The sequence below is a fragment of the Streptomyces sp. NBC_00989 genome (assembly GCF_045162655.1).
GTDB lineage: Bacteria > Actinomycetota > Actinomycetes > Streptomycetales > Streptomycetaceae > Streptomyces.
The window spans coordinates 3115974-3141760 of record NZ_CP108728.1 but is presented as its reverse complement, the minus strand read 5'-3'; the positions used below and the strand labels follow the sequence as shown (position 1 = coordinate 3141760).

Here is a 25787-nt window from a genome sequence, read left to right as displayed (position 1 = left end):
CTACCAGCCCGAGGCGGTGTAGACGACGGCCCCTGCCGACTCGTCGCCCCAGGCGAGTTCGCGCAGCAGGGCCGCGGTGCCCTCCTCGGGGTCGATCAGCGAGATGCCGCGCCGGGCGTACTCGCGGCCCAACTCCGGGGTGACCATGCCGTGATGGCCACCGGTGGGCGCCCACGGTCCCCAGTGCACGGTGAGCGCACGGTGCCCGGTCCGGGCGGACCAGGCGGTGCCCAGACTCTGCAGCGCGTCGTTGGCGGCGGCGTAGTCGACCTGGCCCCGATTGCCGAGGACGGCCGAGATGGAGCCGAACAGGACCGCGAACGAAGGTCCGTTGGGCAGTTCCTCCAGCGCCGACAGCAGTGCCTCGGCGCCGTGCGTCTTCGTGCCGTACACCCGTTGGAAGGACTCGGTGGTCTTCTCGGCGATCAGCCGGTCCTCGATGACACCGGCCGCGTAGACGACACCGTCGAGGCGGCCGTGTTCGGCGTGGATCTCCTTGACCGCCTGGAGCGCGGCGTCCGGTTCGCGGAAGTCGACGGAGTGGTAGCGGGCCTGGCTGCCGAGGGCCGTGAGTTCGTCCAGGGTCGCGGTGATCTCCCGCTGGGCGAGCAGGAGTTCGGCCGTGCGGTTGATCTCGGCGGGCGTGAGCCCACCGCCCTTCGCGGCGAGGGCGGCGCGCAGTTCGGCCGGGGTGCGGGCACCCGCGGTCGCCGGGGCCTCGGGTTCTGCCGGTGCGGCCGTCCTGCCCAGGAGTTCGATACGGCAGCGGGAGGCGGCGGCGAGCGCGACGGCGAACTTCGCGGTGATGCCCCGAGCGCCGCCCACCAGCAGGACCACCGAGTCGCGGTCGAGCCCGATGGCGGATGCCTCGGCGACTCCGTCACCGGCCGGTCCGGCGCCGTTCGTCGCGAGCGCGCCGAGCGGTGTCTCGGTCAGCTCAAGTCCGTGTCGTCCGGCGGCAGTTCGCAGGACGACCGGCTCGGCGTCGGGCGCCAGCAGTTCGGCGATCAGCGCGTCGGCGACGGCGGCCGGCGCGGTGTCCGCCAGCTCGACGACCCGGGCGACGGTGTCCGGGTACTCGCGGGCCACCGTACGGAACAGCCCGTGCAGGCCCGCCGAACCACCGTCCGCCCCCTGTACCGCGAGGAGTTGGCGCGGGCCGCGCCGCAGAGCGGCCTGGAACACGGGGAACGCGTCGGGCAGCACCGGGGCCGACGCCGTGAGCGGCGCGAGATACAGGACGGCGTCCACCTGGCCGTCCGCGTCGGTGAGTTGGTGCTCGGGAGCGACGGTCACCGTGTCGGCGCCGTAGGAGGAGAGGCGCGCCTCGACCGCCTCCGGGACGCCGCTGTCGTTGTCGCCGTAGAGGACGAAGCGTCGGCCGCTCAGCACGGACGCCGGGTCGGGCGGGTTGTCGCCGTCCTGGTGCGTCAGCAGCACCGGGCGCAGTTGGAGCCGCTTCGGTGCGGTGCCGGTGACCTCGTCCTGCGGGGCGCTGACACTCGGGGAAGTGTCCTGAGGGGCGTCGGTACTCGGGGGAGTCTCGTCCGCCGCCGTGGGTTCCGTCAGCCGTGCCGACAGCCAGCTCGTGACGGAGGCCGCCGTACGGGCCTTTGCCAGGTCCTCCAACTCGGCGTCGTCGAGCGAGGCGACATCCATCCCGCCGCCGATGCCCAGCCGTTGGGCCAGTTCGCCCGCTATCTCGGCACGCTTGATGGAGTCGATGCTGAGGTCCGCCTCCAGGTCGAGGTCGGGCTCGATCATGTCGACGGGATAGCCGGTGCGCTCGCTGATGATCTCCAGGACGACCCGGAGCACATCGGCCTCGGTGACGGCCTCGGGGGCCGACTCCGGTTGTGCGGTGGGTTGTTGAGCGGCCGGAGTCTCGACGGCCGTCGGCAGGGCGGGCAGTTGCGGCAGTGCCTCGATCACGGCGGGCGCCGGTGCCGGAACCCAGGTTCCCTGCGGCACCGTTCCCTGGACCGCGCCGAAGTACGTCAGCAGCACGTCCCGTTGCGCGGCCACCATCTCCCGGCTGGTGCGCAGGAATTCGGAGATGAGCGCGTCCCTGTTCGCCTCGCCGGGGACACCGTCCTGAGGGTTCGTCGTCACAGTCGTCTCCACTACACGTCGGGCCGGTGCGAGGGCACCGGGCAGGAGTGCTCCGGCGGCGGTACGGACGAGCTGTCCGTCGACCGTCCAGCCGGGTCGCGAGGGCACGGGAGTCCGGGCCGCGTCGACGGCGTCGCGCCCGTTGAACAGCCACCCGGTCCGCACCGGCAGCCCGGCGACGGCCAGTTGGGCCAGTGCGTCGAGCCAGCCGCGCAGCCCGCTGTCCTGCCGGGGCTCGCACGCGACCGTGCGGTGCGGGCGGTCACCGAGGATCTGACCGACCAGCCGGGTCAGCACGGAACCGGGACCGGCCTCGACGAAGACCCGGGCCCCCGCCTCGTACATCGCCTCGATCTGCGCGACGAAGCCGACCGGGGAGCCGATCTGCGCGGCGAGTTCGGCCCGGACCGCGTCCGCGTCCTCGCCGTACGGGGCCGCCGTGCGGTTGGACCACACGGGGAACTCGGGCGTGAGCACGGGCCGTTGAGCGAGGGCCTGGGCGAACCGTGCGCCCGCCCCCGCCACCAGCGGACTGTGGAAGGCGCAGGCCACGGGGATGCGCTTGGCGCCGAGGCCTGCGTCGCGCAGCAGCCGTACGGCTGTGGCGACTGCCTCTGTCGGGCCCGAAATCACCGTCTGGCGGGGCGAGTTGTGGTTGGCGACGACCACCGTGTCCGGTGCGCCCGCCGTCTTCAGGGCCTGTTCGACGTCCTCGGCACCGGCCGCCACCGCGGCCATGGTTCCCGGGTCGTCCGCGCCGGTGGCTTCGAGGATCGCCGCCGCGCGTTCGGCGCTCAGCTCCAGCAGCGCCTCCGGCGCGATCGCGCCCGCCGCGCACAGGGCGACCAGCTCGCCGTAACTGTGCCCGGCCGCCATGTCGGGCCGCACGCCCGCCTCGGTGAGCAGGGCGTGGGCTGCCAATCCCGCGATGCCCAGGGCGGGTTGCGCGACTCGGGTGTCGGTGAGGCCGGCCTGCTGGCGGTCGCGGGCGGTGTCGTCGAAGGCGGCCGGCGGGTAGAGCGCGTCGGCGTGGTCGCGACCCAGGTGCAGATAGTGCTGCAACTCGGGGAACGCGATGAACACATCGGCGAGCATGCCGGGCCGCTGACTGCCTTGACCGGGGAAGAGGAACGCGACCTTGCCGGAGTCGGCCCCCGCGTCGGCGAGGTGGATTCCGGCGGCCGGATCATGCTCACCGGCCAGCGCCCGCCGCAACTGCCCGACCAGCCCCTCCACTTCCCGCGCCACGACCGCCACCTGCACCGGCTCGTGCCGGGCGTCCGCGCGGCGCGAAGCGCTCAGCGCGAGGTCACGCAGCTTCCAGTGACCCGACTCGGCGAGCTTCTGGATCTCCTCGATACCCCGCCGCGCCGCCGCCCGGTCCGCTCCCCGGAACGTGAACAGTTCGGCCGGCCACGCGTCCAGACCCTGCGCGGGCGGAACCGCCTCGCCGTAAGCCCCGATCACCGCATGGAAGTTGGTGCCGCCGAAACCGAACGCGCTGAGGCCCGCGACGCGTTCCTCGGCCGGAGCCGCCCACGGCCGTGGCCGGGCGTGGAAGACGAACGGGCTGCTGTCCTCCCGCCACGCCGAGTTGGGCCGCTTCATGTGCAGGGTGGGTGGCTTGACGCCGGTGTAGAGGGACAGCACGGTCTTGATCAGCCCGGCGAGTCCGGCGGCGCACTTCGTGTGCCCGATCTGGGACTTGACCGAGCCGAGCGCACAACTGCCCGTCTGTGCACCGGACTCGGTGAACACCTCGCTGAGGATGGAGAGTTCGGTGCGGTCGCCGACGACCGTCCCGGTGCCGTGCGCCTCGACCAGGCCGACCTCGGCGGGGGAGACACCCGCGTTGCGGTACGCCCGCTCCAGCGCGGCCCGCTGTCCCTCGGGGCGGGGTGCCGTCAGGCCCAGGGAGCGGCCGTCGCTGGAGCTGCCGACTCCCTTGATGACGCCGTAGATCCGGTCGCCGTCCCGCTCCGCGTCCGCGAGCCGTTTGAGGACCACGCAGGCGACGCCCTCGCCGAGCGCGATGCCGTCCGCCGAGCTGTCGAAGGCGCGGGAGCGGCCGGTGGGGGACAGGGCGTGCACGGAGGAGAAGAGGACGTAGTCGTTGATGCCGTTGTGGAGGTCGGCGCCCCCGCACAGCACGACATCGCTGGTGCCGCCCACGAGTTCCTTGCAGGCGACGTCGACGGCGGCCAGCGAGGACGCGCAGGCCGCGTCGACGGTGAAGTTGGCGCCGCCGAGGTCGAGCCGGTTGGCGATCCGGCCCGAGATGACGTTGGAGAGCATGCCGGGGAAGGAGTCCTCGGTGAGGGCGGGGAGCTGCTCCTCGATGCCCTGCGGGATCTTCCCGTAGTAGGAGGGGAGTACGGCGCGCAGCGTGGTCGCGTTGGACAGGTCGCTGCCCGCCTCCGCGCCGAACACCACGGAGGTGCGCGCCCGGTCGAACTCCCGCCCCCGGTCGCCGTATCCGGCGTCCTCCAGTGAACGCCGGGCCGCTTCGAGGGCCAGCAGCTGCACCGGTTCGATGCTGCCGAGGGAGGCCGGCGGGATGCCGTAGCGCAGCGGGTCGAAGGGGATGCGCGGGAGGAAGCCGCCCCACTTCGACGGGGTGGCGCCGGTCTTGTCCGCCGAGTAGTGCACGGCGGGGTCCCAGCGGTCGGGCGGGACCTCGTCGACGGAGTCGCGCCCGCCGAGGATGTTCGCCCAGAAGGTGGGGAGGTCGGGGGCCTGCGGGAACATGCACGCCATGCCGATGACAGCGATGTCCAGAGGGGCCGGTGCCTCCGGCTCGACGGTCTCCTCGACTCCGAGGCGGACGCGGGCGGTTCGCGCGCTCTCGGCCAGGAAGTCGGCGGCCTCCTCGGTCACCGAGCGGTGCAGGGCGTCGATCGTGGTGGTCGCCGAACGCAGCACGGCGACCTCGCCGGCCATGAACATCCCCTCGGCGAGCTGGCGTCGCTCGTCCACGGCGGCCAGCGCACCGGCCGCGTCCCGCTCCACGCCCTTGCTGGCGATGCGCAGCCGGCCGACGTTGAGCCGCTCCAGCTTCTCCCAGATCTGCCGGTCGGGCACGCCCTGTTCGCGCAACTGGGCTTCGAATTCAAGGTAGTTGTCGCTGAACGGGCTCGGTACGCAGCGGGTGGCGTGACCGGGTGCGGTCTCCAGGAGCGCGGTGCGCGTGGCCTGGACGACCTGCTCCTGGAACAGGGGCTGGACCGCCCCGCGCGTCACCGCCTCCTCCGTGAACAGATAGGCGGTGCCCATCAGCACGCCGACGGCGGCACCGCGTGCGGTGAGCGGTGCGGCGAGCGCGGCCACCATCGCAGCCGAGCGTCCGTCGTGGACGCCGCCCGCGAAGAACACCTCGACGCGCTCCGCCGTACCGGCCTCGGCTTTCGCCAAGAAGTCTTCCAGGACGGCGAGTTGGGCCTCCCACAGCGGGAAGCTGCCGCGCGGTCCGACATGGCCGCCGCACTCGGAGCCCTCGAACACGAACCTGCGCACCCCCGCGTCCAGGAACTGCCGCAGCAGCCCCGGCGAGGGCACGTGCAGGAAGGTGGAGATCCCGGCCCGCTCCAACGCCTCGGCCTGCGAGGGGCGTCCGCCCGCGATGATCGCGTGCGTGGGCCCCGACTCCCGTACCGCTTCGAGCTGGGCGTTGCGCATCTCCTCGGGCGCGAAGCCGAGCACCCCGACACCCCAGGGGCGGTCGCCCACGGCGGCGCGGGTCTCGGCCAGCACCGCCCGCGACTGCTCGCCGCTCGACAGCGCCAGCGCGACGAACGGCAGGGCACCGCCCTCGGCGACGGCCGCGGCGAACTCCGCCTGGTCGCTGACACGGGTCATCGGGCCCTGGGCGATGGGGAGCCGCGTGCCGAGGGTCCGGCTCATCGGGGACCCGGCGCGCAGAGCGTCGGCCGGTCCTTCGTCCCGTACGGATTCCCTGATGGCGGCGGTCAGTTCGCGCACCGTGCGTCCCGTGTCGCCCCAGCGTTCCGCGAAGCGCGCGGCGAGGAAACCGTCCTGGCCGACCGGCAGCAACTGGGTGCGCGGGTCGCGGGCGCCGAGCAGTTCGGGGACCCGGTCGGCGGGCACCTGCGGGGCGTCCGGGCCGCGCCGCAGCAGGACCCGGTGACCGGCCACCAGCGTGGTCTCGGAACCGTCCATCGAGCGCAGCGCGGCGGCCGCCGCCTCCGGCAGGCCCGACTCGGCGAGCAGGGCCAGCTGGCTGTCCAGGACGACCCCGGCCGCGCCACCGGCCACGGCAGCGGCGGCCGTACGGGGGCCGATGCCGCCGCAGGCCCAGACCGGGACGTCCACACCGGGCTCGGCGAGCAGGCGTTGGAGTAAGACGAAGGTGCTCAACTCGCCCACCCGGCCGCCGCTTTCGGCACCCCGGGCGATCAGTTCGTGCGCACCGTCGCGGACCGCCGCCAGCGCCTGGTCCGGGTCGGTGACCTCGACCAGCACCCGGTGCTCCGCCGCGACCTCGCCGACCTGCCAGGCGGAGTCCGCCGTGAGGACCACGGTGTGCGGGGCCGCACCGGCGCCCGTCGTGAGGTCACCGGGAGCGATCCGGCAATGAGGTCCGACCCGCACCCCGAAAGGGCCGGGGGACCAGCGCCGGATGCGCGTCAGGGCCTCTCTGGATCTTCGGTCACCCCTTCCCAGGTCCAGTACCCCCAGCCCGCCGGCACGGCTGACGGCCGCCGCGAGTCGGGCATCCGGTTCATGGAACGGAGTGATTCCAATGATCATTTCTTCGGCGCGCGCGACAGGCGTCATGATTCTCCGAATAAACGGTGAAACTGCACGGTGGGGGGTTTCGGCAGGGGACGCCGAATGTAATCGCAGAGGCGCGAGAGGGCTGATGGAAAGCTAGCCCCCCGGTTACTCGTCGGTCAACAACGCCAAGGCAAGCAACCAGCCGAGAGCAGTGATCCAGCCAGTCGGAAAGGGGTCCCCAAACAGCCGAAAACCCTGCCAATTTCCTTCAGAGGGCACGCCACTCGGACCTCAGTGGCGCAAGCGGTCCAAAAGCCCCCGATATTCATCCGAGGATCACAGTCCCGAAACACCACTGACGGCGGGACGGAATTATGTAAACGTTGGGTGTCGATGCCTCCTCGCATAGGCCGCGCTAGGTTGGCACCCATGAGCACACCGCGGGACCTGATGATCGTCGCCATGGATGTCGCACCCGAGCGCCCCGTCGAGACGGGTGACCTTTCGCTCGCGCTCGCCGGGGCGGAGGTGATCGACCTCATCGCCGCCGAAGCCGTGACGCTGGACGGCGACCTGATCGTGCCGAACCCCCAACTCCCCTTGCCGGACGGCCTGTTGGACCAGGCCGCGACCGCGCTCGTACGGGAGACGCCGTACGAGTCGGTCGAGGACTGGCTGTGGCGGCGCGGGCGCAGCCTCTCCTCCGCCTATCTCGCCGCGCTGGAGGCGGAGGGGCTGGTCGCCCGGCAGCGCGGGCGCTGGATCCCGGTCCGCACCGGCCGGACGGCCCTGGTCGACTCCCCGGCCCGCAGCCGCGCGGCGGACCGCTGGGCCGGGAACGAACCCGTCCTCGCCCAGCTCGCCGCGGCCGCCGGGATCCGCGAGGTGTCGGACGAGGACTCCGCCAAGGTCACCGACGAGTCGCTGGACACGGTCATCGCCGTGGTCCACGACGCGGTGACGGAGCTGGAGGCCGTACGGCAGCGGAAGAGCGTCGAGGACGCGGCGTACGACAACGTGTGGCGCGGGATGTGACGGCGCCTTCCCGGCTTCGAAGGGTCGCAACTGGCTGTGAGACAGAGCCAGTTGAGTGTCCTGAGCCTCAGGTGACGCCACGTCAGTAATGGTGGCACAAGCCCGGCGCCGAGCCTAGACCGAGGGAAGCCGTGCGCTACCCGCGTTCACCGGGACGAAGCCGCGCCCCCGACAGGATCCTCACCGGGACGGAGCCGCCCCCGACAGGATCCTCACCGGGACGGAGCCGCCCCCGACAGGATCCTCACCGGGACGGAGCCGCCCCCGACGGGATCCTCACCGGGACGAGGCCGCCCCCGACGGGATCCTCACCGGGACGAGGCCGTTCCCAGCGGGATCGTCACCGTGAAGACCGTCGCGCCGGGCTCGGACGTCAGCTCCACGGTGCCGCCGTGCGCCTTCGCCAGCGACCGCGCCACCGCGAGGCCCAGCCCGCTCCCGCCCCGCGCCCGGGTCCGGGCCTTGTCGACCCGGTAGAAGCGGTCGAAGACCCGGGCCCGGTCGTCCTCCGGGATACCGGGCCCCGCGTCGGCGATCCGCACCGACGCGGCGCCGCCCGCGACCGACAACGCCACCGACACCCGCGTCCCGGCCGGGGTGTGCACGGCCGCGTTGGCCAGCAGGTTGTCCAGCACCTGCCGGATGCGGACCGGGTCGACGCGCAGCCGGACCGGGGACTCCGGCACCGACACCGTCAGCGGGTGCTCCCGGTGCCCGGCGCGGAAGGCGTCCGCCGCCTGGTGGACCAGCTCCACCAGGTCCGCGTCCTCGGGCCGTAGCGGAGTCTCCACGTCCGCCGCGTCGAGGCGGGCCAGCAGGAGGAGGTCGTCGAGGAGGATGCCCATGCGGGCGGCCTCGGCGCGCAGCCGGGCCAGGTGCTTGTCGCGCTCCTCGGGGACGTTCGCCGCCGCGTACTGGAACAGGTCCGCGTAGCCGCGCACCGACATCAGCGGGGTGCGCAGCTCGTGCGAGGCGTCCGCGACGAACCGGCGCAGCCGCTGCTCCGCCTCCGCGCGCACCGCGAGGGAGTCGTCGATGTGCTCCAGCATCGTGTTGAACGCGGTGCGCAGCTCCTCCACCTCGGGCCCGCCGTCGCCGCGCTCGGCGCGCAGCGGCAGCCGGGCCGCCGGGTCGGTGAGGTCGTGCGAGGTGATGCCGTGGGCCGTCGTCGCCATGTCGCTGAGGGGCCGCAGCCCGCGCCGCAGCAGGTTCCGCCCTATGACCACCAGCACCAGCAGCGCCAGCGCGAACGCCACCACCTGCACCGTGACGAGCTGCCGTACCGTGCTCTGCACATCCGCCAGCGGGGCCGCGCTCACCAGGACCACACCGGGCTCGACCTCGCAGGCCCGCAGCCGGTAGGTGCCCTCGCCGTCGATCGTCACCGTGCGGGAGATCTCCGTGGTGGAGTGCGCCATCGTCCTGGCGAGGGCGGTGAGGGCCTTGGTGTCGTCCGGTACGTCGGATGGCTCGCGCAGTTTCGGGGTCGTGCCCGAGACGTCGTAGACCGCCGTGTACCAGCCGTAGTACGGCTTGCGCTCGACGATGCCGTGCGCCGCCGCGTCCTTGGACTGGACGGTCTGGACGAGCTTCATCTGGTCGCTGACCTGGCGTTGCAGGTAGTCCCGCATGTACATCGTCAGGGCCGTGCCGACGACCGCGAACACGATCAGCGACAGGACGCCGACGCCCAGGGCGAGGCGGGTGCCCAGCCGTACCCGGCGCCAGTCGTGGCGCAGCCGGCGGATCACTCGGCGGCCTGCCGGATCACGTAGCCGAAGCCGCGCACGGTGTGGATCAGCGGATCGTGCCCCTCGTCGAGCTTGCGGCGCAGCCGGCTGACCACCAGCTCCACCACGTTCGAGCGGCCGCCGAAGCCGTACTCCCACACATGGTCGAGGATCTGCGCCTTGGTGAGGACGGTCGGCGACTTGCGCATCAGGTAGCGCAGCACCTCGTACTCGGTCGGGGTGAGCGTGACGAGGTGGTCGCCGCGCCGCACCTCCCGGGTGTCCTCGTCCATCGACAGGTCCGCGACCCGCAGCACCGAGCGCGGGAACCCGGGCCCGGCGCTGCGCCGCAGCACGGTCCGCAGCCGGGCCATCAGCTCCTCCACCGCGAACGGCTTGACCAGGTAGTCGTCACCGCCCCGGGTCAGCCCCGCGACCCGGTCGGCGACCGCGTCCCGCGCCGTGAGGAACACCACGGGCACCATCGTCCCGGACCGCCGCAGCCGGTCCAGCACACCGAAACCGTCCAGGCCGGGCAGCATCAGGTCGAGCACCACGATGTCCGGTGCGAACTCGGCGGCCACGGTCAGCGCCTCCTCACCGGAGTACGCGCACGCGGCCTCCCAGCCCTCGTACCGGGCGACCGTCGCGACAAGGTCGGCGATCGGCGGGTCGTCGTCCACGACGAGGAGTCGTACTTTGTCCACCCGCTCATACTGCGCCACGCACCGGTGGACGCCAGACCCGCGTCACCGTCCCACCCACATCGATAACCACTTGAAAGTTGTCCGACAGGAAAAAGACAGCTCCCCGAGGTCAAGCTCGTGTCCCAGGACCCGATCAAGGAGCTGCCGTCCGTGACGACCGTCCAATCACCCCCTGCGCCCCCCACGGCGATACGCCCCAGGGTGGTGGCCCGCACGGGCCTGTACGCCGTGCTGGCCGCGAACGTCGCCGTGGTGACCGTCTTCTTCGCCCAGGCCGGATTCGCCTCCAACGCGCTCATCGTCATCGGCCGCCTCCTCGGCCTCTACGGCGCGCTCGTCATGGCCTTCCAGCTGCTGCTGGTGGCCCGCCTGCCCTGGCTCGACCGCCGGATCGGCATGGACCGGCTCACCAACTGGCACCGCTGGACCGGCTTCGCGCTGCTCTGGACGCTGCTCGGGCACCTCGTGTTCATCGCCTTCGGCTACGCCCAGGGCACCGACACCGGCCCGGTCGGCGAGGTCGTCGACCTGGCCGAGACCACCGAGGGCATCCTGCGCGCGCTCGTCGCCTTCGCCCTGATCCTCGTCGTCGGCGCGACCTCGGCCCGCTACGCACGACGCCGGCTCGCCTACGAGACCTGGCACTTCATCCACCTCTACACCTACGTCGCGGTGGTCCTCGCCTTCACCCACCAGGTCGCGGTCGGTACGACGTTCACCGCGTCGTCCGCCGCCACGACGTACTGGTACGCGGTGTGGGGCGTCGCGCTCGGCTCCGTCGCCCTCGGCCGCGTGATCCTCCCCCTGTGGCGCAACCTCCGCCACCAACTCCGGGTCGAGGCGGTCGTCCCCGAGTCCGACAACGTCGTCTCGATCTACATCACCGGCCGCGACCTCCACCAACTCCCGGCCCAGGCAGGCCAGTTCTTCCTCTGGCGCTTCCTCACCAAGGACCGCTGGTGGCAGGCCAACCCCTTCTCCCTCTCGGCCGCCCCCGACGGCACCCGCCTCCGCCTCACCGCCAAGACGGCCGGTGACGGCACGGCGGCCCTGCGCCACCTCAAGGTCGGCACCCGCGTCTTCGCCGAGGGCCCCTACGGCGCCTTCACCACCCTGCACCGCACGAAGCCGGAGTCCCTGCTCATCGCGGGCGGCGTCGGCGTCACCCCCATCCGAGCCCTGCTGGAGGACCTGGAGGGCCACGCCGTCGTCATCTACCGCGTCGCCACCGACCGCGACGCCGTCCTCTACGACGAGTTGGTCGAACTGGCCCAGGCGAAGGGCGCCCAGCTGCACCTGGTCACCGGCCCGCCCGTCCCCGACAAGCTCGCCCCGCGCGAACTGGCCCGGCTCGTACCGGACATCGCCGACCGCGACGTCTTCCTCTGCGGACCGCCGCCGATGATGAACGCGGTGCTGCGCAGCCTCGGCGACATGGGCGTGCCCAAGCAGCAGATCCACTTCGAACGCTTCAGCCTGGCGGGATGAGAGACATATCGTGAAGCGAGTCATACCTGTCCTGGTGCTGTCCGTCGCGGGGTTGATCCCCGTGTGGCGCTACGAGCCGTCCATCGGGACGACGACGAGCACGACGACCACGGAAGCGGTCTCGACACCGACGCCTACGGCTACTTCGTCGTCCCCGGCCTCGTCCTCGTCCGGTTCGTCGTCCGGGTCCTCGTCGACGCCCTCCGCGTCCTCGAAGAAGGTCGTACAGGGCCCCGCGATCAACACCTCCAAGGGCACCGTGCAGGTGCGGGTGACCTTCGAGGGCGACAAGATCAGCTCCGTGAGCATGCTCCAGCAGCCGGACCACCCGCAGACCACGGCGGCCGTCCCGGTGCTGATCGAGGAGACCCTCAAGGCGCAGAGTTCGAAGATCGACACGGTGTCCGGCGCCACGATCACCAGCGACGCCTACGTCCAGTCGCTCCAGGCCGCGATCGACGCCAAGGGCGCTTGAAATGCGGCGAGTTGAGCACGTGATGGGCTTCCCGGTGTCGTTGCGCGTCGACGACGAGGGCATCGGCATCGGGGAGGAGACCGCGGACGCGCTCTTCGCCTGGCTGCGCGAGGTCGACGCCCGCTTCAGCCCGTTCCGCCCGGACAGCGAGGTCTGCCGCTACGACCGCGGCGAGCTGCAACTCCGGGACCTCAGCGCCGACTTGACCGAGGTGCTCGACCTCTGCGAGCTGTACCGGGTCGCGACCGGCGGCGCCTTCGACGTCCGGCTGCCCGGCCGGCCCCTCGACCCCTGCGCGGTGGTCAAGGGCTGGTCGGTGCAGCGGGCGGCGGAACTCCTCAGTGCCGCCGGCGCCCGGCGCTTCATCCTCAACGCCGGCGGCGACGTGGTCGTGGCCGGCGGTCCGTGGCGGGTGGGCGTGCGGCATCCCGAATACGCCGACCAGCTGTGCACAGTGCTGGAGTTGACCGACGGGGGGGTGGCGACCTCCGCGCGCTACGAGCGCGGCGACCACATCGTCGACGGCCGCACCGGCACTCCCGCGACCGGCCTGCTCAGCATCTCCGTCGTGGCAACCTCCCTCACGGAGGCGGACGCCACGGCCACCGCGGCCTTCGCGATGGGCCCGGAGGGCGTCGACTGGGCCGCCGCCCGGCCCGGCTGCGAGGTGTTCGCGGTCGACGCCGAGCGCCGGGTCCGCCGTACGCCGGGATTCCCGGTCGCGACGGTGGCGGCCTAGGGGCTTGGGGGGCTTGGGGAAACGACCGCTTCACCCACGACAAGCGGAAGGGCCGCCGGGTTACCGGCGGCCCTTCCTGTCGGGAAATGTGGTTCGGGGAGTGGGTCAGCTGACGTCGGAGGCGTCCAGGCGGTACAGGCCGCTGCTCGTGCTCGTCGAGGAAGTGGACGTAGACGAACTGGAGCTGTACGCCGAGGACTTGACCGCCGTGCCGTGGGCCTTGACCCAGGTCGCGATCGCGGAGTTGGTGCCCTGGCCGCCGTCGCTGCTGACGATGATGTAGTGCAACTTGCCGGACTTCACCAGGGACTTGAGCTTGGCGAGGGTCATCGCGTTGTCGCTGCCGGACCAGCCGCCCATGGAGATCACGGGCTGACCCGACTCCAGGATGATCGAGGACGCCGTCTGGTCGGTGGACACCGCCAGCAGCCAAGTAGCGCCGTCCTGGTGCTTCTTGAGGTACGTGATCATCTCGGACGAGACCTGCGAACCGCCGCCCATACCGCCACCGGCCGACTGGGTGCCGGACTCGGATGTGGACTTGGACCCCGACTCGGTGCCCGCCTCCGCCGTCCCGGTCCTGCCGGTCGAGGAACCGCTGCCCGAGGGAGCCGTACCGGACGGCGGTGTGCCCATCTTGCCGGAACCGGAGCCCGAACCGCTGGGCGCGCTGCCCATCTTGCCCTTGGTGCCACTGGAACTGCCGCTCGGGGCGCCGCCCATGCCGCCACCGCCGCCACCCATGCCGCCACCGGTGCTGGGACCGGCCGTCGGGTTGGTGCCGTTGGTCGAGGAGGTCGCCGCCGAGACCGAGTAGGCCGCGGGTCCGGCGAGCAGGGCCACGACCGCGGCCAGTGCCGCGAAGCCCATCAGGCGGTGGCGCCGGGTGAACCGGCCCACCAGCAGGCCGAGTACGGAGGCCACGCCCGCCACGGCGACCACGATCTCCGCGACCGTGTACACCGTGCCGGAGCCGGAGACCCGCTGGAGCAGGACGACCGCCCAGACGGAGCTGGCCGCGATCGCCGTCGGCAGTACCCAGGCCCACTTGGCCGCCGAGCCCTCACGGAAGGCGCGGTACAGCAGCACCCCGCCCGCACCGGCCAGGGCCGCGATACCGGGCGCCATGGCGGTGACGTAGTACGGGTGGAACGTGCCCTCGGCCAGCGAGAAGGTCAGGAAGTGGAGGACGAACCAGCCGCCCCACAGCAGCAGCGCCGCGCGCTTGGCGTCCGTGCGGGGAGCGCGGCCGCGCAGTACCAGACCGCCGGCGAGCGCGATGGCCGCGAAGGGGATCAGCCAGGAGATCTGGCCGCCCATGATCTCGTTGAACATCCGGTACAGGCCCGAACTGCCGCCGAAACTCGCCCCGTTGCCCTGCGAGCCGACCGAGGAGCTGGCGCCGAAGATCCGGCCGAAGCCGTTGTAGCCGATGACGAGGTCCCACACCGTGTTGTCGGTGGAGCCGCCGATGTAGGGGCGGGAGGACGCGGGGATCAGGTCGACGATCACCATCCACCAGGCGCTGGAGACGATCAGCGCGACGGTGGCGACGGCGAGGTTGCGGACGCGCTTGCCGAGGGAGACGTTCGTCGCCCAGAGGTAGACGAGGAAGAACACCGGCAGGACGACGTACGCCTGCATCATCTTGGTGTTGAACGCGAAGCCGATCGCGACCGCCGACCACACCAGCGGCATCAGCTTCCCGTTGCGGACGGCCTTCATGAGGGCCGCGGCGCCGAGCATCATCAGCAGGACGAGGATCGGGTCCGGGTTGGTGTCCCGGGTGATGGCGACCGTGATCGGGGTGAGGGTGAGGACCACCGCCGAGATGGTGCCCGCGACCGCGCCGAAGTCCCGCTTGACCTGCCGGTACAGGATGCCGACCGAGCCGGTGCCGGCCGCGACCATCGGCAGCATCAACTGCCAGGTGCCGTAACCGAATACGCGGGCGGACAGGCCCATCACCCAGAGGGCGAAGGGTGGTTTGTCGACCGTGATGAAGCTGCCGGAGTCGAGCGCGCCGAAGAAGAACGCCTTCCAGCTCTTGGTGCCGCTGTAGACGGCCGCGTCGTAGAAGGTGTTGCCGGTGATCGAGGTCAGGTTCCACGCGTAGAGCGCCGTGGCGAGGAGGAGGATGCCCCACAGGGCCGGGCGGGCCCAGCGTGGGTCGTCCTCCGGGCCCGTGAAGAGCCTTCTGGCACGGGCGTTGAGGCCACCGTCGGCGGGCGGGCCCGCCCGGTGCGTGCGGCGGGTGCCTTCCTGGCTGGGGGGCGGGGCGAGGGTCGTCATGACGCGTACTCCAGGTGTTCCGCGGAAGAGGCGGGCGCCCCGACGGGCAGGACAGGGGTGGTGGTGCGGGTGCGGCGGGGTACGGCGGCGATGCGGGCGCGGCCGGTGACGGTCTGCTTGAACATCCGGCGCATGCCCTTGAGGTCGTCGAGGGCGGTGCGGACGATGTCGACGCGGCTGTCGGGGTCGTCGATCCAGTCGACCGGGACCTCGTGGATACGGAGCCTGTTGCGCTGGGCGAGGACCAGCAGTTCGGTGTCGAAGAACCAGGCGGTGTCCTCGATGTGCGGGGCGAGCGCCCGGAACACCTCGGTGCGGACGGCCTTGAAGCCGCACTGCGCGTCCGAGAAGCGGGCCGCGAGGCCTGCCTTGAGGAGAAGGTTGTAGGAGCGGGAGATGAACTCGCGCTTGGCACCGCGCCGGACCGCCGACTGCCGGTGCAGCCGGCTGCCGATGGCCACGTCGCTGTGGCCGGACAGGAGCGGGGCGACCAGGGGCAGGAAGCCTGCGAGGCCGGTGGAGAGGTCGACGTCCATGTACGCGACCACGTCTGCCTCGGAGCGGCTCCACACGTGCTTCAGGGCGCGGCCCCGGCCCTTGGCGTCGAGGTGCACGGCGTGCACGTGCGGCAGCCGCTGGGTGAGGTCGAGCGCCGCCTGCCAGGTGGAGTCGGTGCTCGCGTTGTCCGCCACGGTGATCGTGAACGGGAACGGGAAGGACGTTTCGAGGTATGCGTGGAGACGGCCGATGCTGCCGGCGAGGACGTGCGCCTCGTTGTACACCGGCACCACGATCTCGACCGAGCGCTGCCGGACGCCTCCCGCGTTCTGTTCGTTCATGACGGTGACGATCCGGGTGCTGTCTGTGCGGTCACTGAGCCTTCACTGAACGACCGATGAGAATCAGCGGACTCACAGGCTGTGCACAGGACCCTCAGGCCGGACCCCAATGCCGGGGCCCGGAACGGCAGTTCGGACGGGGTGCGGACCGGTTTTTCGAGGGACTCCGGACGGGCCTCAGATGGGCTGCGGCTCGAAGTCCCAGTCGGGTGGTTCCTCCGCTCCCGTCACCGGCCCGTCCTCACAGGCCCGTACGAGCGGATGGTCGGGGCCGACGGCGTCGCGGGCCCGCAGCAGGGTCTCCCGGCGCAGTTCGGCCGCCTCGTCGGGCCGTCCGGACAGCCGGCGGACCGCCGCCGCGTTCAGGGCGCAGCCCAGGGTCCACGGATGGTCGGCGCCCACGGCGTTCGTCATGCCCCGCAGCGCCTGCTCGATCAGCCGGGCCCCGGCGGCCCGGTCGCCGCCGAGCCACAGCAGCAGACCGCGGTTGCCCAGGACGCCCACCGTGTACGGGTGATCGTCGCCGAGGAGATGCCGGTAGCCGTCGGCCACCGCGTCCGTCAGCTCGGCGGACTCGGTGAGGTCACCGTGCGAGCGCAGGAAGGAGGCGTGGTCGGCCTGGACCATCAGGGTCATCGGATGCCGGACGCCCTGGAGGTTCCGGCACCGCTCGACCAGGCTGCGCAGCAGGTCGGCGGCGGTCGGCACGTCGCCCGAACGCCGCAGGCACAGCGCCTGGTTGTGCTGGGCGGCCAGGGTCTGCGGATGATGGTCGCCCATGGTCTGGCGGTGCAGCAGGGAGTTGGCCTCCTGGAGCGCGGTGGCGTCCTGGTGGCGGCCCAGCAGACGCAGCGAGCGGGCGTAGGTGAGACCGCTGAGCAGGGTCGACTGATGGTCCGAACCGAACGACTCCCGCCGTAGGACCAGGAGTTGGGCGTGCACGTCGGCCGCCTCCTGGTAGCGGCCGAGGAGGCCGAGGGCGACGCCGAGGTTGTTGAGGCAGGCCTGGGTGCGGGGGGCCTGAGGTCCGTCGAGGACGTCGTAGGCCCGCCAGACCTGTTCGAAGAGCTGGTGGGCCTCCTTGAAGAGGCCGAGCGCCATCAGGGAACCGCCGAGGCCCGTCTCGGCCCGCAGGAGTTCGAGGTCGTCGGAGGGGCGCTCCTCGGCGAGTTGCTCGACGACGGACCGGCCCACGGCTTCCGCCTCGCGGTAACGGCCGCAGCGGCGCAGCATGTTGGCGTGCTGGTGGACGAGGACCAGCATCGACGGGTGGGTGGGCGCGAGCCTGATCCGCCAGCGGGCCAGCACCTGTTCGCACAGGGTGAGCCCGGTGCTCTCCTCGTCGCGCAGCCGCAGATACTCGATGCAGTTGAGCACGAGGTCGCGCACCGGGTCCTCGGAGCTCTCCAGGGCGCCCGAGGGGTGCAGATGCGGCAACAGCTCGGCGTAGACAGGCCAGTTGGCGACCTCGGACGGTGAGCGGGGGTCGGCCGAGACCAGCACCCGGCAGGCGACAGCGGAGAGTTCGTCGCGTTCGCCGGGGGTCAGGGTGCGGCGCAGGAAGCGGTGGTAGAGGCGGTGCATCTCCACGCTGTCCACATAGCCGACGCTGTCGGAGGGCTGAACGTAGTCCATCCGTACGGCGGTCGACTCCGAGAGGCGGCGCAGCGCACCGAGCCAGCGGGCCGGGTCGGCGGCCAGGTCGGCCAGCAGCGTGGGCAGGTCGCCGGGGCGGGACCGCTGGAGCTGGCGTACGGGGATCGAGCCGGGGGAGAACATCGCGAACAGGCGCAGGAGTTCGGTCGCCTCGGGGTTGTCCCGCGCCAGCGAGTCCAGCGTGAGGGCCCAGGTGGTCTGGAAGCCGATCGGGTAGTCCGGCAGGGTCTGGATGCCGATCTCGTCGGCGTCGCCCCGGCGCAGCAGCCCGATGTACTCGGCCGCCGACATCCGGTTGGCGTCCAGCCAGGCCGCCGTCTGGGCCAGCAGCAGCGGGAAGTCCTCGACGGCGTCGGCGAGTTGGTCGGCCTCCTCCTCGGTGAGCCGCTCCACGTGCCGGCGGGCGTAACTGATGCTCTCCGCCCGGGTGAAGCGCTCCACCTGGACCTCCGCGACCCCGCCGGACGCCGTCCAGCCCTGCGTCACGGTCGTCACCGCGACATGGCCGCCGGCCTCGGGAAGAAGGTCGTAGACCTGTTCCAGGTCGTCGGCGCTGTCGAGGACGAGCAGCCAGCGGCGGTGCGGGCGGCCGGTGCGCAGGGCCTCGCGGACCGCGCGGACCCGCTCGGGCAGCGCGCTGCTGTCGGCGAGGCCCAGCGGTTCGGCGAGGTCGGCGAACTGCTGGCGGGCCGTGGCCCGGAAGCTCGCGCTGATCCACCAGACCACGTCGTACTCGTTGGCGAACCGGTGCGCGTACTCGATGGCGATCTGGCTCTTGCCGACGCCCGAGATGCCGCGCAGGGCCACCCGGGCGCCGGTCGGCGGGCCGTTCTCGAAGAGGGCGCGGAGTTCCTCCAGGACCGTGTCGCGGCCGGTGAAGCGGAAGTTGCGGCGCGGCACGTTCCACACCGCGGGCGGCGCGTCCGGGAAGCGGGGGGCGACGGACTCGTCCTCGGGTTCCGGCCGGACGTCCTGCAGATCGAGGGTGGTCAGCAGCCGGCGCAGCGCCTCGGCCGGGTCCAGCTCCCGCAGACTCACCGGGCCCAGTACGGCAGTCGCCGCGGGGAGCGTGCGCGCGGAGAGGTCCACGGCGGCGAACCGGTCGGGGTCGGCGGCGACCACCGGGCCCAGCGCCTCCCCCCATTCGAGCTCGGTGCGCTGGCCGAGCCGCAGATACTCCTCGTCGAGCAGGAGCAGCACCCGGCCGGGGGCGGTGAGGAGATCGGTCAGCAGCCGGGCCAGCGGCACCCCGGGCGGCGGGTCCCAGCGCAGCAGGAACGTCTGGCAGCCGTGCCGCTCCAGCTGCCGCGCCGTCCACACGGCCCAGGCGCGGTCGGTGCCGGCGTAGCTGATCGTGATGTGGTGCGGCGACCAGACGCCGGACACCGCACGCCGTCCGACGCGCTGCCCGGGGACGGTGTGCTCGGCCGGGAGGGTGGCGGTCGCGCCGTTCAGCGCGGGCACGACGACATGCCCCTGCCCTACGACGGCGTCCGCGACGATCTCGGTGGGCAGCTCGACGGTACGGACCGGGACGCCCCAGCGGTTGCTGATGGTCAGCCAGATCGTGCCCGGTCCCGGTGCCCGGCTCGCCTTGATCACGAAGCGGGCCGGGCCGTAGGTGCCGCCGAAGCGGTGCAGGACGACGCTGGGTTCGTTCAGCGCCTCGCACACGAACCGGCGGGAGCCGTCCAGGGCGACGCCGAAGTCGAACTCCTCCTCGTCGTAGGGCCAGTCCTCGGGCGCCGCCGGGCCGTTGAGGTCGACGGTGACGAGATAGCTCTGCCCTGCCTGGGCCTTGCGGGGCCAGCCCACGAGGGGCTCGATCATCAACGCAGCGGGATCGCCGCTCATGTCCTCGCCTCCTGCGCACGGACGCTGAGCCGGAGCGTGGTCAAGGGGTGTCCGAAATAGAGGAACATGAAGCTGTAGAGGATCGGCAGAATCTGCCGCTGGCCCTCGGCGTCGAACGCGTCGTCGTCACCGTAGACGAACGGCAGCGGATCGGGCAGCCGGGCCACGGCCGCGGCCCGGAAGTCGCGCAGGGCGCGGGCCACCGGGAGTTCGGGGTCGGCGCAGAGCCGTCCGACGAGATCGCGGATCAGGGTGTGCGCCACGTCGTCGCCGACCTTGCCGGAGGTGGCGATGCAGCCGCCGGCTCCCTTGCGGAGGAAGAGTTCGGCGAAGCCGCGCAGGGCGTTCTCGCCGAGCGGCCGGTTGTTCACGAACCGGGCGGAGTGGCAGGCGTTCAGGCACACCAGGGTGCGGCGGCCGTCCAGCGCGGACATGTCCAGGCCGTTGAGTTCGTTCCAGGTGACCGTGCCGAGCTTGAGCTTGTAGAGGTTCGGGCCGTGCGTGGCGTGACAGCCCATGTAGACGAGGCCGGCGCCGAGGCCCGGGCGGGCGAGTTCGGTGAGGAAGGTGCGGGTGGTGCCGAAGTGGCCGATGTGCTCGAAGTTCTCGAACACCGTGGCGTCGCGGCGCATCTCCTCCGCGTAGTAGCCCAGCACATGGCCGGAGCAGACCGCGGGTTCGTTGAACGGGGTGCGGCCGGCCTCGCGGATGGTGGTCCAGCGCACGACGGTCACCAGCGCGCCCAGGATCCCGTCGTCCACGCCGTGGTCCCGGCCGCCGGTCAGGCGCAGCATCTCCCACGGGATGTCGTAGTCGGTGTCGTCCCAGATGACGAGGTGCAGTTCGGTGCCGAAGCGGGCGCGCAGTTCGTTGATCCAGCGCACCACGTCCTCCTGGTGGCCGGACCATTCGGCTACCGCGCGGAAGATCTCGGTGGGTGGGAAGCCGTCTGGACGGAGGTTGCTGAGCGCCAGTCCGGTCGGGCGCAGGCGGGTGTCGTCCGAGTCGAGGGACAGTTCCAGGTCGCCGCTGTGGCCTGTCAGCCAGAACACCTCTTGGCCTCGCTCGTCGTAGGCCCTGTTCACTGCCAACTTGGCGAATCCGACGGGGAGTTGGGCGTTGGGGTCTACGGGGGTCGCGGCCAGCGGTACGGGTTCGTAGGGTTCTACGACGTGTTCGGGGACGCCTGCGGTGCGGGGGGCGGTGAGGGGCTCGGGGGCGGGGCGGCGGGCGGGGGTTCCTGGGCCCAGTGGGACGGCTCCGCCGAGGGGGCGGGGGCCTGGGAGGTCAGCGGGCATTCGTCACCCCCGGCGTGAGGTCGTCGTTCGGCTGCGGGCGCGTCGTGGCTGGTCGCGCCCCGCGGCGGAGCCGCAAATTGACACAGCCCCGCGCCCCTTTGGGGAGTTGGTGCACCGCGTGCTCAGTGGGCATGGGGCACCGCCCCCCGCGTCGTGCGGCCCGCCACCGTTACGCCGCCCAGTGCGTCCGCCAGGAGGAACGGGAGGTCGGGGTGGGGCTGGCGGGCCGCGTCTACGACCACCGAGTGGAGGCGCATGCGGCCCATCGCGCCGATGCGGGCCGCGGCTGTGATCGCGTCGTCGATGCCGGTGCGGCGGACCGGGCCCAGGAGGCGGCCGCCCGCGCTGGCGTCGAGGGGGACGTTGCCCCGGCCGTCGGAGACGACCACCAGCCAGGCCTCGACCAGGTTGGAACGTTGTTGGAAGGCCCGGCGCAGGAGCTGGTCGGTGAGGGTGAGGCCGTGGGCCAGGGGGCTGCTGCGGCCGGGGCGGCGGTGCAGGGCGCCTCCGACGCGGGGGTCCAGGACGCTGCGGGCGATGAAGTGGTCGGCCCGCAGCTCGTGGGCCGCGTCCTTGCTGCCCACCTCCACCAGGCAGACCGAGGCGCGTCCCGTGTAGGCCCACTGGAGGTAGGGGGCCAGCGCCGGTTGCCAGTCCCAGCCTCGTCGGCAGGTGTGGTCCAGCAGGAGCACCAGCATGCGTTCTGCCACGGGGAGGCGTGCGTAGCTGCGGAAGTCGCCCGGCAGGACGACGAGTTGGCCGTCTCCGCTCGCGCGCAGCGTGCGCCTCCCGGGCAGGTTCTGGTGTTTGGCGGCCTCGACGACGGTGGCTACGACGGCCAGGTCCCGGAGGGTGGTGGCGGACCGGACACCGATCACCGGACCCCGCGCGGAACTGGGCTCCGGACGCCGTTGCCAGGGGATGCGCAACGGCGCGAACTCCCGCAGGAACCGCGCGTCGTCCTCGGGGAACGGCGAGCCCCGCTCCTCTCCCGTGTCGGCCGTGAAGGCGTCCAGGGCCTCGGCGGCTCCGGCCGGAAGCGCCATCGCGCCGCCCGGCTGACCCGCCGTGCCGGTGTCCTCGGGCACCGCGTCCGCTTTCGGCTGCTCGGGCGGTGGCGGCCTGCCGTCGGTGCCGTCCCCGGTGGCGAGGGAAGTGCCGTTCGTGGAACGGCCGTTGCCCGCCGGAGTCGCCGGGGGCGCGGCCACGCCCAGGAGGCGGGCGGCCTCGTCGACCCGGTCGGGGCCGCAGGTGTCGGCGCCGTTCACCATCGCCAGTACGCGGGCGAGACGCGCCAGTCCGATCGCCCGGCGACCGCTCGTGTCCCCGCGGAACAGGCCCACGGCGTGCGCCGCCGCGTCCTCGGTCAGCGTGCACGCGGGACGCGTCCGGGCCGCGAGCGCGCTGCGCCAGGAGGGCGGCAACTCGCCGAGACCCGGCTCGGGTTCACGTCCGTCGAGCGCGTCGAGCACCCGGTCGGGACCGCTGCTGGTCCGCCGTAGACCGGCCGCGTTGAGGCGGATCGGGAAGCGGTCCAGCAGGTGGGGGGACAGGCGGCCGATCTCCGCCTCCTGGCAGGCGGCCAGCCAGCGGGCGCGCGGGCGCCAGCGGGCCCGGAAACCGGACCGCTCGACCGCGGCCACGTCCGCGCCCAGCAGTTGTACGGCCGCCCGCATGCCCGGCAGGCTGAGGCGGACCAGGTCGGGGACCACGACGATCATCGCCGAGTCGGGCGCGTTGTCCACCAACGGGCCCGGTGCCAAAGAGAAGTTGACGCCGTTGCCGTCGTGGCGCAGCGTCGGGCGCAGCCACAGTTCGTCGTCACCGGTGACCGAGCCGAGCGTCGTCCGCCGTACGGGACGCTGCTCGTGGAGCTGGAGCAGGCCGGCGAACGCGTCGGTCACCGGGGCGACCATCTCCGGCTCCAGGTCGAACAGGAGCACCCCGTCGAGGCCGGGGCCCAGCGCGGAGCAGGCCAGGACCTGTAACAGGCGCTGGCGGGGTCCGACCGGGCGGCCGTCGGCGGGCGCGCTCATCCCAGCAGCCCGTCGAGCAGCTCCGACTCCTCCGCCGTCCACTCGACCGGACCGCCGTGCGCCGCCTCGGGCCGCCGGTGCCGCAGGGACAGCGGGACCACCCGGCGTACGTGGTCGGCGGTCACGGCGTCCGCCTCCTCGAAGGCGGCCAGCGCGCGGGCGGCCCACGCGGTGACGACCTCGCCGCGATGGCCCACCGCCCGCAGCCGGGTGGCGACATCGGCGCACAGCTTCGCGATGTCCTCGCTGAGGCGCACGTCCTGCACGGAGTCCCGGGCCCGGTCGAGCCGCTCGCGCAACTCCCGGTCCCGGTCGAGGCCTTCGGCCAGCCAGGGGGAGTCCGTGCCGGCCGCGTCGTCGAAGCGGAGCACGGCCAGCACCATGGCCCGGCGCTGCTCCTGGTCCAGCTCGGACACGGCGACCATCAGACCGAACCGGTCGAGCAACTGCGGCCGCAGGCCGCCCTCTTCGGGGTTCATCGTGCCGACCAGACCGAACGCGATGTTCCGTACGGTGTCGATGGCCTCGCGCTGCACGGACAGTACGCCGGTGGAGACGACGTCCAGGATGATGTTGACGATGTGGTCGTCCAGCAGGTTGACCTCGTCGATGTACAGCATCCCTTTCTCGCCGGCCTCCTCCAGCAGCCCCGGCTGGGTCCGCGCCTCGCCCCGCATCAGCGCGTCCAGCTCCCAGCCGCCCAGCACCCGGTCGTCGGTCGCGTTGATCGGCAGGGTGACCGGCAGCTCACCCCCGGTCAGCAGCGAGAAGGCCCGCACCACCGTGGACTTGGCGGTGCCGCGCTGCCCGCTGATGAGGACACCGCCGATCCGCGGCGCGATGTAGTTGAGTTCGAGCGCGAGCTTCAGCTCGTGCTGCCCGACCACATGGCTGTACGGGAGGATGTGCACGTCCGAGCCTTCGACCGTACCGGTCACGACGCGCTGCCCGGTGTCCAGCGGAAGGTCACCTGGAGCTGTGCCTCGGCCCCCGACTTCACCAGGAACGCGCCGAGTTCGGCGTCGAGTTTGATGGACAGCTGGAGTTCCACCTCGTCGGGGGTCAGCCCCTCACCGAGGTCGTGGAGCCGGCCGGCCGCCTGCCGGGCGCAGTTCCGGGCCAGTTCCAGCCCGTCGCCGTAGACGTCCCGGGCCACCGCCAGCACCCGCTCCGCGGCGTTCTCCCGGGTGTCGATCCCGTCGTACATGTCCGCCAGGCCGCCGGGCAGCGGGGCGGTGTCGACCTCCACGTAGATCGGCACCTGTTGGTCCTGGCCGTCCGCGGCCACCCTCGTCACGATCGCCATGCAGCACTTCCCCCGTTGGAGAGCCGGAATACTCCCCTTACCTTCCCCAATTCTGGCGCCCCATCAACAGCCCTGTGGTCAAAGGGCGTTGATCGGTCCCCGCGGGAAGTCGGCGTCGGCCGCGCTGCGCACCCGGCGCGCGATGTGCGGGATGAGGAGGTGCAGGTCGGCGCAGTACACCGACGGATTGCGGAATCCCTCGACCGGGCGGTAGCGGTGCGCGTAGTTGCCGCCCCCGCACACCTCCGCGAGCGGACAGGTGAGGCAGGTGGGGGAGAGCGCGTCGGTGCCCAACTGCCGTGCCACCACGCCCGGATGGTCCAGGACGTCGTCGAAGGAGTGGCCGAAGACGTCGCACCCGGTCGCGGGGGCTCCGGCATAGGCGGTCTTCAGCGAGTCGACCTGCTCGATGGTGCCGTCGGTGTCGACGACGACGGCGACCACGGGTGCGTTCCCCACCGCCTCGGCACGGCAGGGCACGCCGAGCAGCAGGGCGATGATCTCGTGGAACAGCCGGATCGGCACGGCCCGTTCACCCGCGTCGAACCACAGGTCGAAGAGCCGGACGAGCCAGTCGCCGTAAGGATGCGGGCCCTTCGCGGCGGGCGGGAACGCATGGTTGGCGTGCGGCAGCAGCAGGTCCATCGAGGGGGGCTCGAACGCCGCCAACGACGTGTAGACCTCGGCGGGATCGGAGTCCGGGTCGATCACGCTGAGGATCCCGGCGTACGCCTCCGGACGGCCGCGCAGCACCTGAAGCCCGGCCGCGGTCCTCGCCCACGAGGAGCGGCCCGCGTGGTCCACCCGGCGCCGGTTCAGTGCGGCGGTGCCGCCGTCCAGGCTCACCCCGACCCGTACGCCCGCGTCGGCGAGCTGGTCCACCGCGTCCTCGGTGAGCAGGGTGCCGTTGGTCTGCACGGAGGCGTCAACAGTGCAGCTTCGGCCACAGCGGGCGCGGACCGCCTCACGCACCTCGCTGACCTGGGCGACGAGGTTCGACACCCCCGCCAGCAATGGTTCGCCGCCGTGCAAATTGATCTGGAGGGAGGTGAGTTGGTGGGTCGCCGCGTGCTCGGCGATCCGGGTCGCCGTGCGTCGCACGACGGCGGGGGAGACCCGGTTGGGGCGGTCCCGCCAGCTGCTGTCGGCGCCCTCGTAGACGTAGCAGTAGCTACAGGCGAGGTTGCAGCGGCCGTTGACCTTGAGGACGAACTGCCGGAAGGGCACGGCCCGTAACCCGGACCGCCGTAAGGCCGCGACGTCGAGTTTCTCAAGGGGCCACAGGGCGGTCACAGTTGGTACGGGCCGTCCTCGTAGAAGGCCATCGCGGGTTCGCCGCGCAGCATCCGGGGCAGCAGGCCACTGGCCACCGCGGCGAGCACCGGATGCGATGACTGACGGGACAGGGCCTTCAGATCCAGATCCGCGAAGTCGGGCAACACGCCACCCGGCCCCCGCTCTCCCAGCCTGGAGGGGCCGTCCCCTT

At 72.1% G+C, this 25787-nt stretch carries 16 protein-coding genes; 4 read left to right on the top strand and 12 right to left on the bottom strand.

Features of this window, described 5'->3' with window-relative positions:
• Entirely contained in the window at positions 1-6906 is a 6906-nt protein-coding gene (locus OG714_RS13630) for an SDR family NAD(P)-dependent oxidoreductase (RefSeq protein ID WP_406120883.1), read from the bottom strand.
• A 369-nt stretch (positions 6907-7275) separates the two neighbouring features.
• Here OG714_RS13630 and OG714_RS13625 point away from each other — a divergent pair, with 369 nt between their 5' ends.
• Positions 7276-7881: a GPP34 family phosphoprotein gene (locus tag OG714_RS13625; protein ID WP_406120881.1), complete on the top strand. Its 606-nt coding sequence runs from the start codon at positions 7276-7278 to the stop codon at positions 7879-7881.
• A gap of 308 nt (positions 7882-8189) precedes the next feature.
• On the opposite strand, the gene OG714_RS13620 is transcribed toward OG714_RS13625, so the two are convergent.
• Together OG714_RS13620 and OG714_RS13615 are read right to left on the bottom strand one after the other, a co-directional pair.
• A complete protein-coding gene (locus tag OG714_RS13620) occupies positions 8190-9632 on the bottom strand; it encodes a sensor histidine kinase (RefSeq protein ID WP_406120879.1) in 1443 nt (480 codons plus the stop codon).
• Entirely contained in the window at positions 9629-10318 is a 690-nt protein-coding gene (locus tag OG714_RS13615; RefSeq protein WP_406120878.1) for a response regulator transcription factor, read from the bottom strand. Before OG714_RS13615 ends, OG714_RS13620 begins: the two co-directional genes overlap by 4 nt.
• A gap of 150 nt (positions 10319-10468) precedes the next feature.
• Here OG714_RS13615 and OG714_RS13610 point away from each other — a divergent pair, with 150 nt between their 5' ends.
• The 3 genes from OG714_RS13610 to OG714_RS13600 are packed head-to-tail and all read left to right on the top strand — an operon-like array spanning position 10469 to position 13020.
• On the top strand, positions 10469-11806 hold the full coding sequence (locus OG714_RS13610) for a ferric reductase-like transmembrane domain-containing protein (protein WP_406131813.1): 1338 nt from the start codon (positions 10469-10471) through the stop codon (positions 11804-11806).
• Positions 11807-11816: 10 nt separating this feature from the next.
• Positions 11817-12281 carry an FMN-binding protein gene (locus OG714_RS13605; RefSeq protein WP_406120876.1) on the top strand — a complete coding sequence of 155 codons (465 nt, stop codon included), beginning with the start codon at positions 11817-11819 and terminating at the stop codon, positions 12279-12281.
• A gap of 1 nt (position 12282) precedes the next feature.
• Positions 12283-13020: an FAD:protein FMN transferase gene (locus OG714_RS13600; RefSeq protein ID WP_406120874.1), complete on the top strand. Its 738-nt coding sequence runs from the start codon at positions 12283-12285 to the stop codon at positions 13018-13020.
• A 105-nt stretch (positions 13021-13125) separates the two neighbouring features.
• On the opposite strand, the gene OG714_RS13595 is transcribed toward OG714_RS13600, so the two are convergent.
• The 9 genes from OG714_RS13595 to OG714_RS13555 form a co-directional block, all read right to left on the bottom strand.
• A complete protein-coding gene (locus tag OG714_RS13595) occupies positions 13126-15312 on the bottom strand; it encodes an ArnT family glycosyltransferase (RefSeq protein WP_406120872.1) in 2187 nt (728 codons plus the stop codon).
• A complete protein-coding gene (locus OG714_RS13590) occupies positions 15309-16151 on the bottom strand; it encodes a dolichyl-phosphate beta-glucosyltransferase (protein ID WP_406120870.1) in 843 nt (280 codons plus the stop codon). The genes OG714_RS13595 and OG714_RS13590 overlap by 4 nt, the downstream gene beginning before the upstream one ends.
• Positions 16152-16328: 177 nt before the next feature.
• The gene (gene fxsT, locus OG714_RS13585) at positions 16329-19661 is read right to left on the bottom strand and encodes an FxSxx-COOH system tetratricopeptide repeat protein (protein WP_406120868.1); all 3333 of its coding nucleotides are present in this window, start codon (positions 19659-19661) and stop codon (positions 16329-16331) included.
• The gene (locus OG714_RS13580; protein WP_406120866.1) at positions 19658-20959 is read right to left on the bottom strand and encodes a CHAT domain-containing protein; all 1302 of its coding nucleotides are present in this window, start codon (positions 20957-20959) and stop codon (positions 19658-19660) included. Before OG714_RS13580 ends, fxsT begins: the two co-directional genes overlap by 4 nt.
• Before the next feature lie 122 nt (positions 20960-21081).
• Positions 21082-22995, bottom strand: coding sequence for a magnesium chelatase (locus tag OG714_RS13575; protein ID WP_406120865.1), 1914 nt, complete (start codon positions 22993-22995; stop codon positions 21082-21084).
• A complete protein-coding gene (locus OG714_RS13570) occupies positions 22992-23933 on the bottom strand; it encodes an AAA family ATPase (RefSeq protein WP_406120863.1) in 942 nt (313 codons plus the stop codon). Before OG714_RS13570 ends, OG714_RS13575 begins: the two co-directional genes overlap by 4 nt.
• Positions 23930-24301, bottom strand: coding sequence for a CU044_2847 family protein (locus OG714_RS13565; protein WP_406120861.1), 372 nt, complete (start codon positions 24299-24301; stop codon positions 23930-23932). The genes OG714_RS13570 and OG714_RS13565 overlap by 4 nt, the downstream gene beginning before the upstream one ends.
• Before the next feature lie 78 nt (positions 24302-24379).
• Positions 24380-25585, bottom strand: coding sequence for an FxsB family cyclophane-forming radical SAM/SPASM peptide maturase (locus tag OG714_RS13560; RefSeq protein ID WP_406131811.1), 1206 nt, complete (start codon positions 25583-25585; stop codon positions 24380-24382).
• Positions 25586-25590: 5 nt separating this feature from the next.
• The gene (locus OG714_RS13555; RefSeq protein WP_406120860.1) at positions 25591-25740 is read right to left on the bottom strand and encodes a YxD-tail cyclophane-containing RiPP peptide; all 150 of its coding nucleotides are present in this window, start codon (positions 25738-25740) and stop codon (positions 25591-25593) included.
• Between the last annotated feature and the right edge of the window lie 47 nt (positions 25741-25787).

Coding starts and splice junctions, on each gene's coding strand:
- OG714_RS13630 (WP_406120883.1), bottom strand. CDS start 6,906: ATGACGCCTGTCGCGCGCGCCGAAGAAATGATCATTGGAATCACTCCG.
- OG714_RS13625 (WP_406120881.1), top strand. CDS start 7,276: ATGAGCACACCGCGGGACCTGATGATCGTCGCCATGGATGTCGCACCC.
- OG714_RS13600 (WP_406120874.1), top strand. CDS start 12,283: ATGCGGCGAGTTGAGCACGTGATGGGCTTCCCGGTGTCGTTGCGCGTC.
- OG714_RS13595 (WP_406120872.1), bottom strand. CDS start 15,312: ATGACGACCCTCGCCCCGCCCCCCAGCCAGGAAGGCACCCGCCGCACG.
- OG714_RS13590 (WP_406120870.1), bottom strand. CDS start 16,151: ATGAACGAACAGAACGCGGGAGGCGTCCGGCAGCGCTCGGTCGAGATC.
- fxsT (WP_406120868.1), bottom strand. CDS start 19,661: ATGAGCGGCGATCCCGCTGCGTTGATGATCGAGCCCCTCGTGGGCTGG.
- OG714_RS13580 (WP_406120866.1), bottom strand. CDS start 20,959: ATGCCCGCTGACCTCCCAGGCCCCCGCCCCCTCGGCGGAGCCGTCCCA.
- OG714_RS13575 (WP_406120865.1), bottom strand. CDS start 22,995: ATGAGCGCGCCCGCCGACGGCCGCCCGGTCGGACCCCGCCAGCGCCTG.
- OG714_RS13565 (WP_406120861.1), bottom strand. CDS start 24,301: ATGGCGATCGTGACGAGGGTGGCCGCGGACGGCCAGGACCAACAGGTG.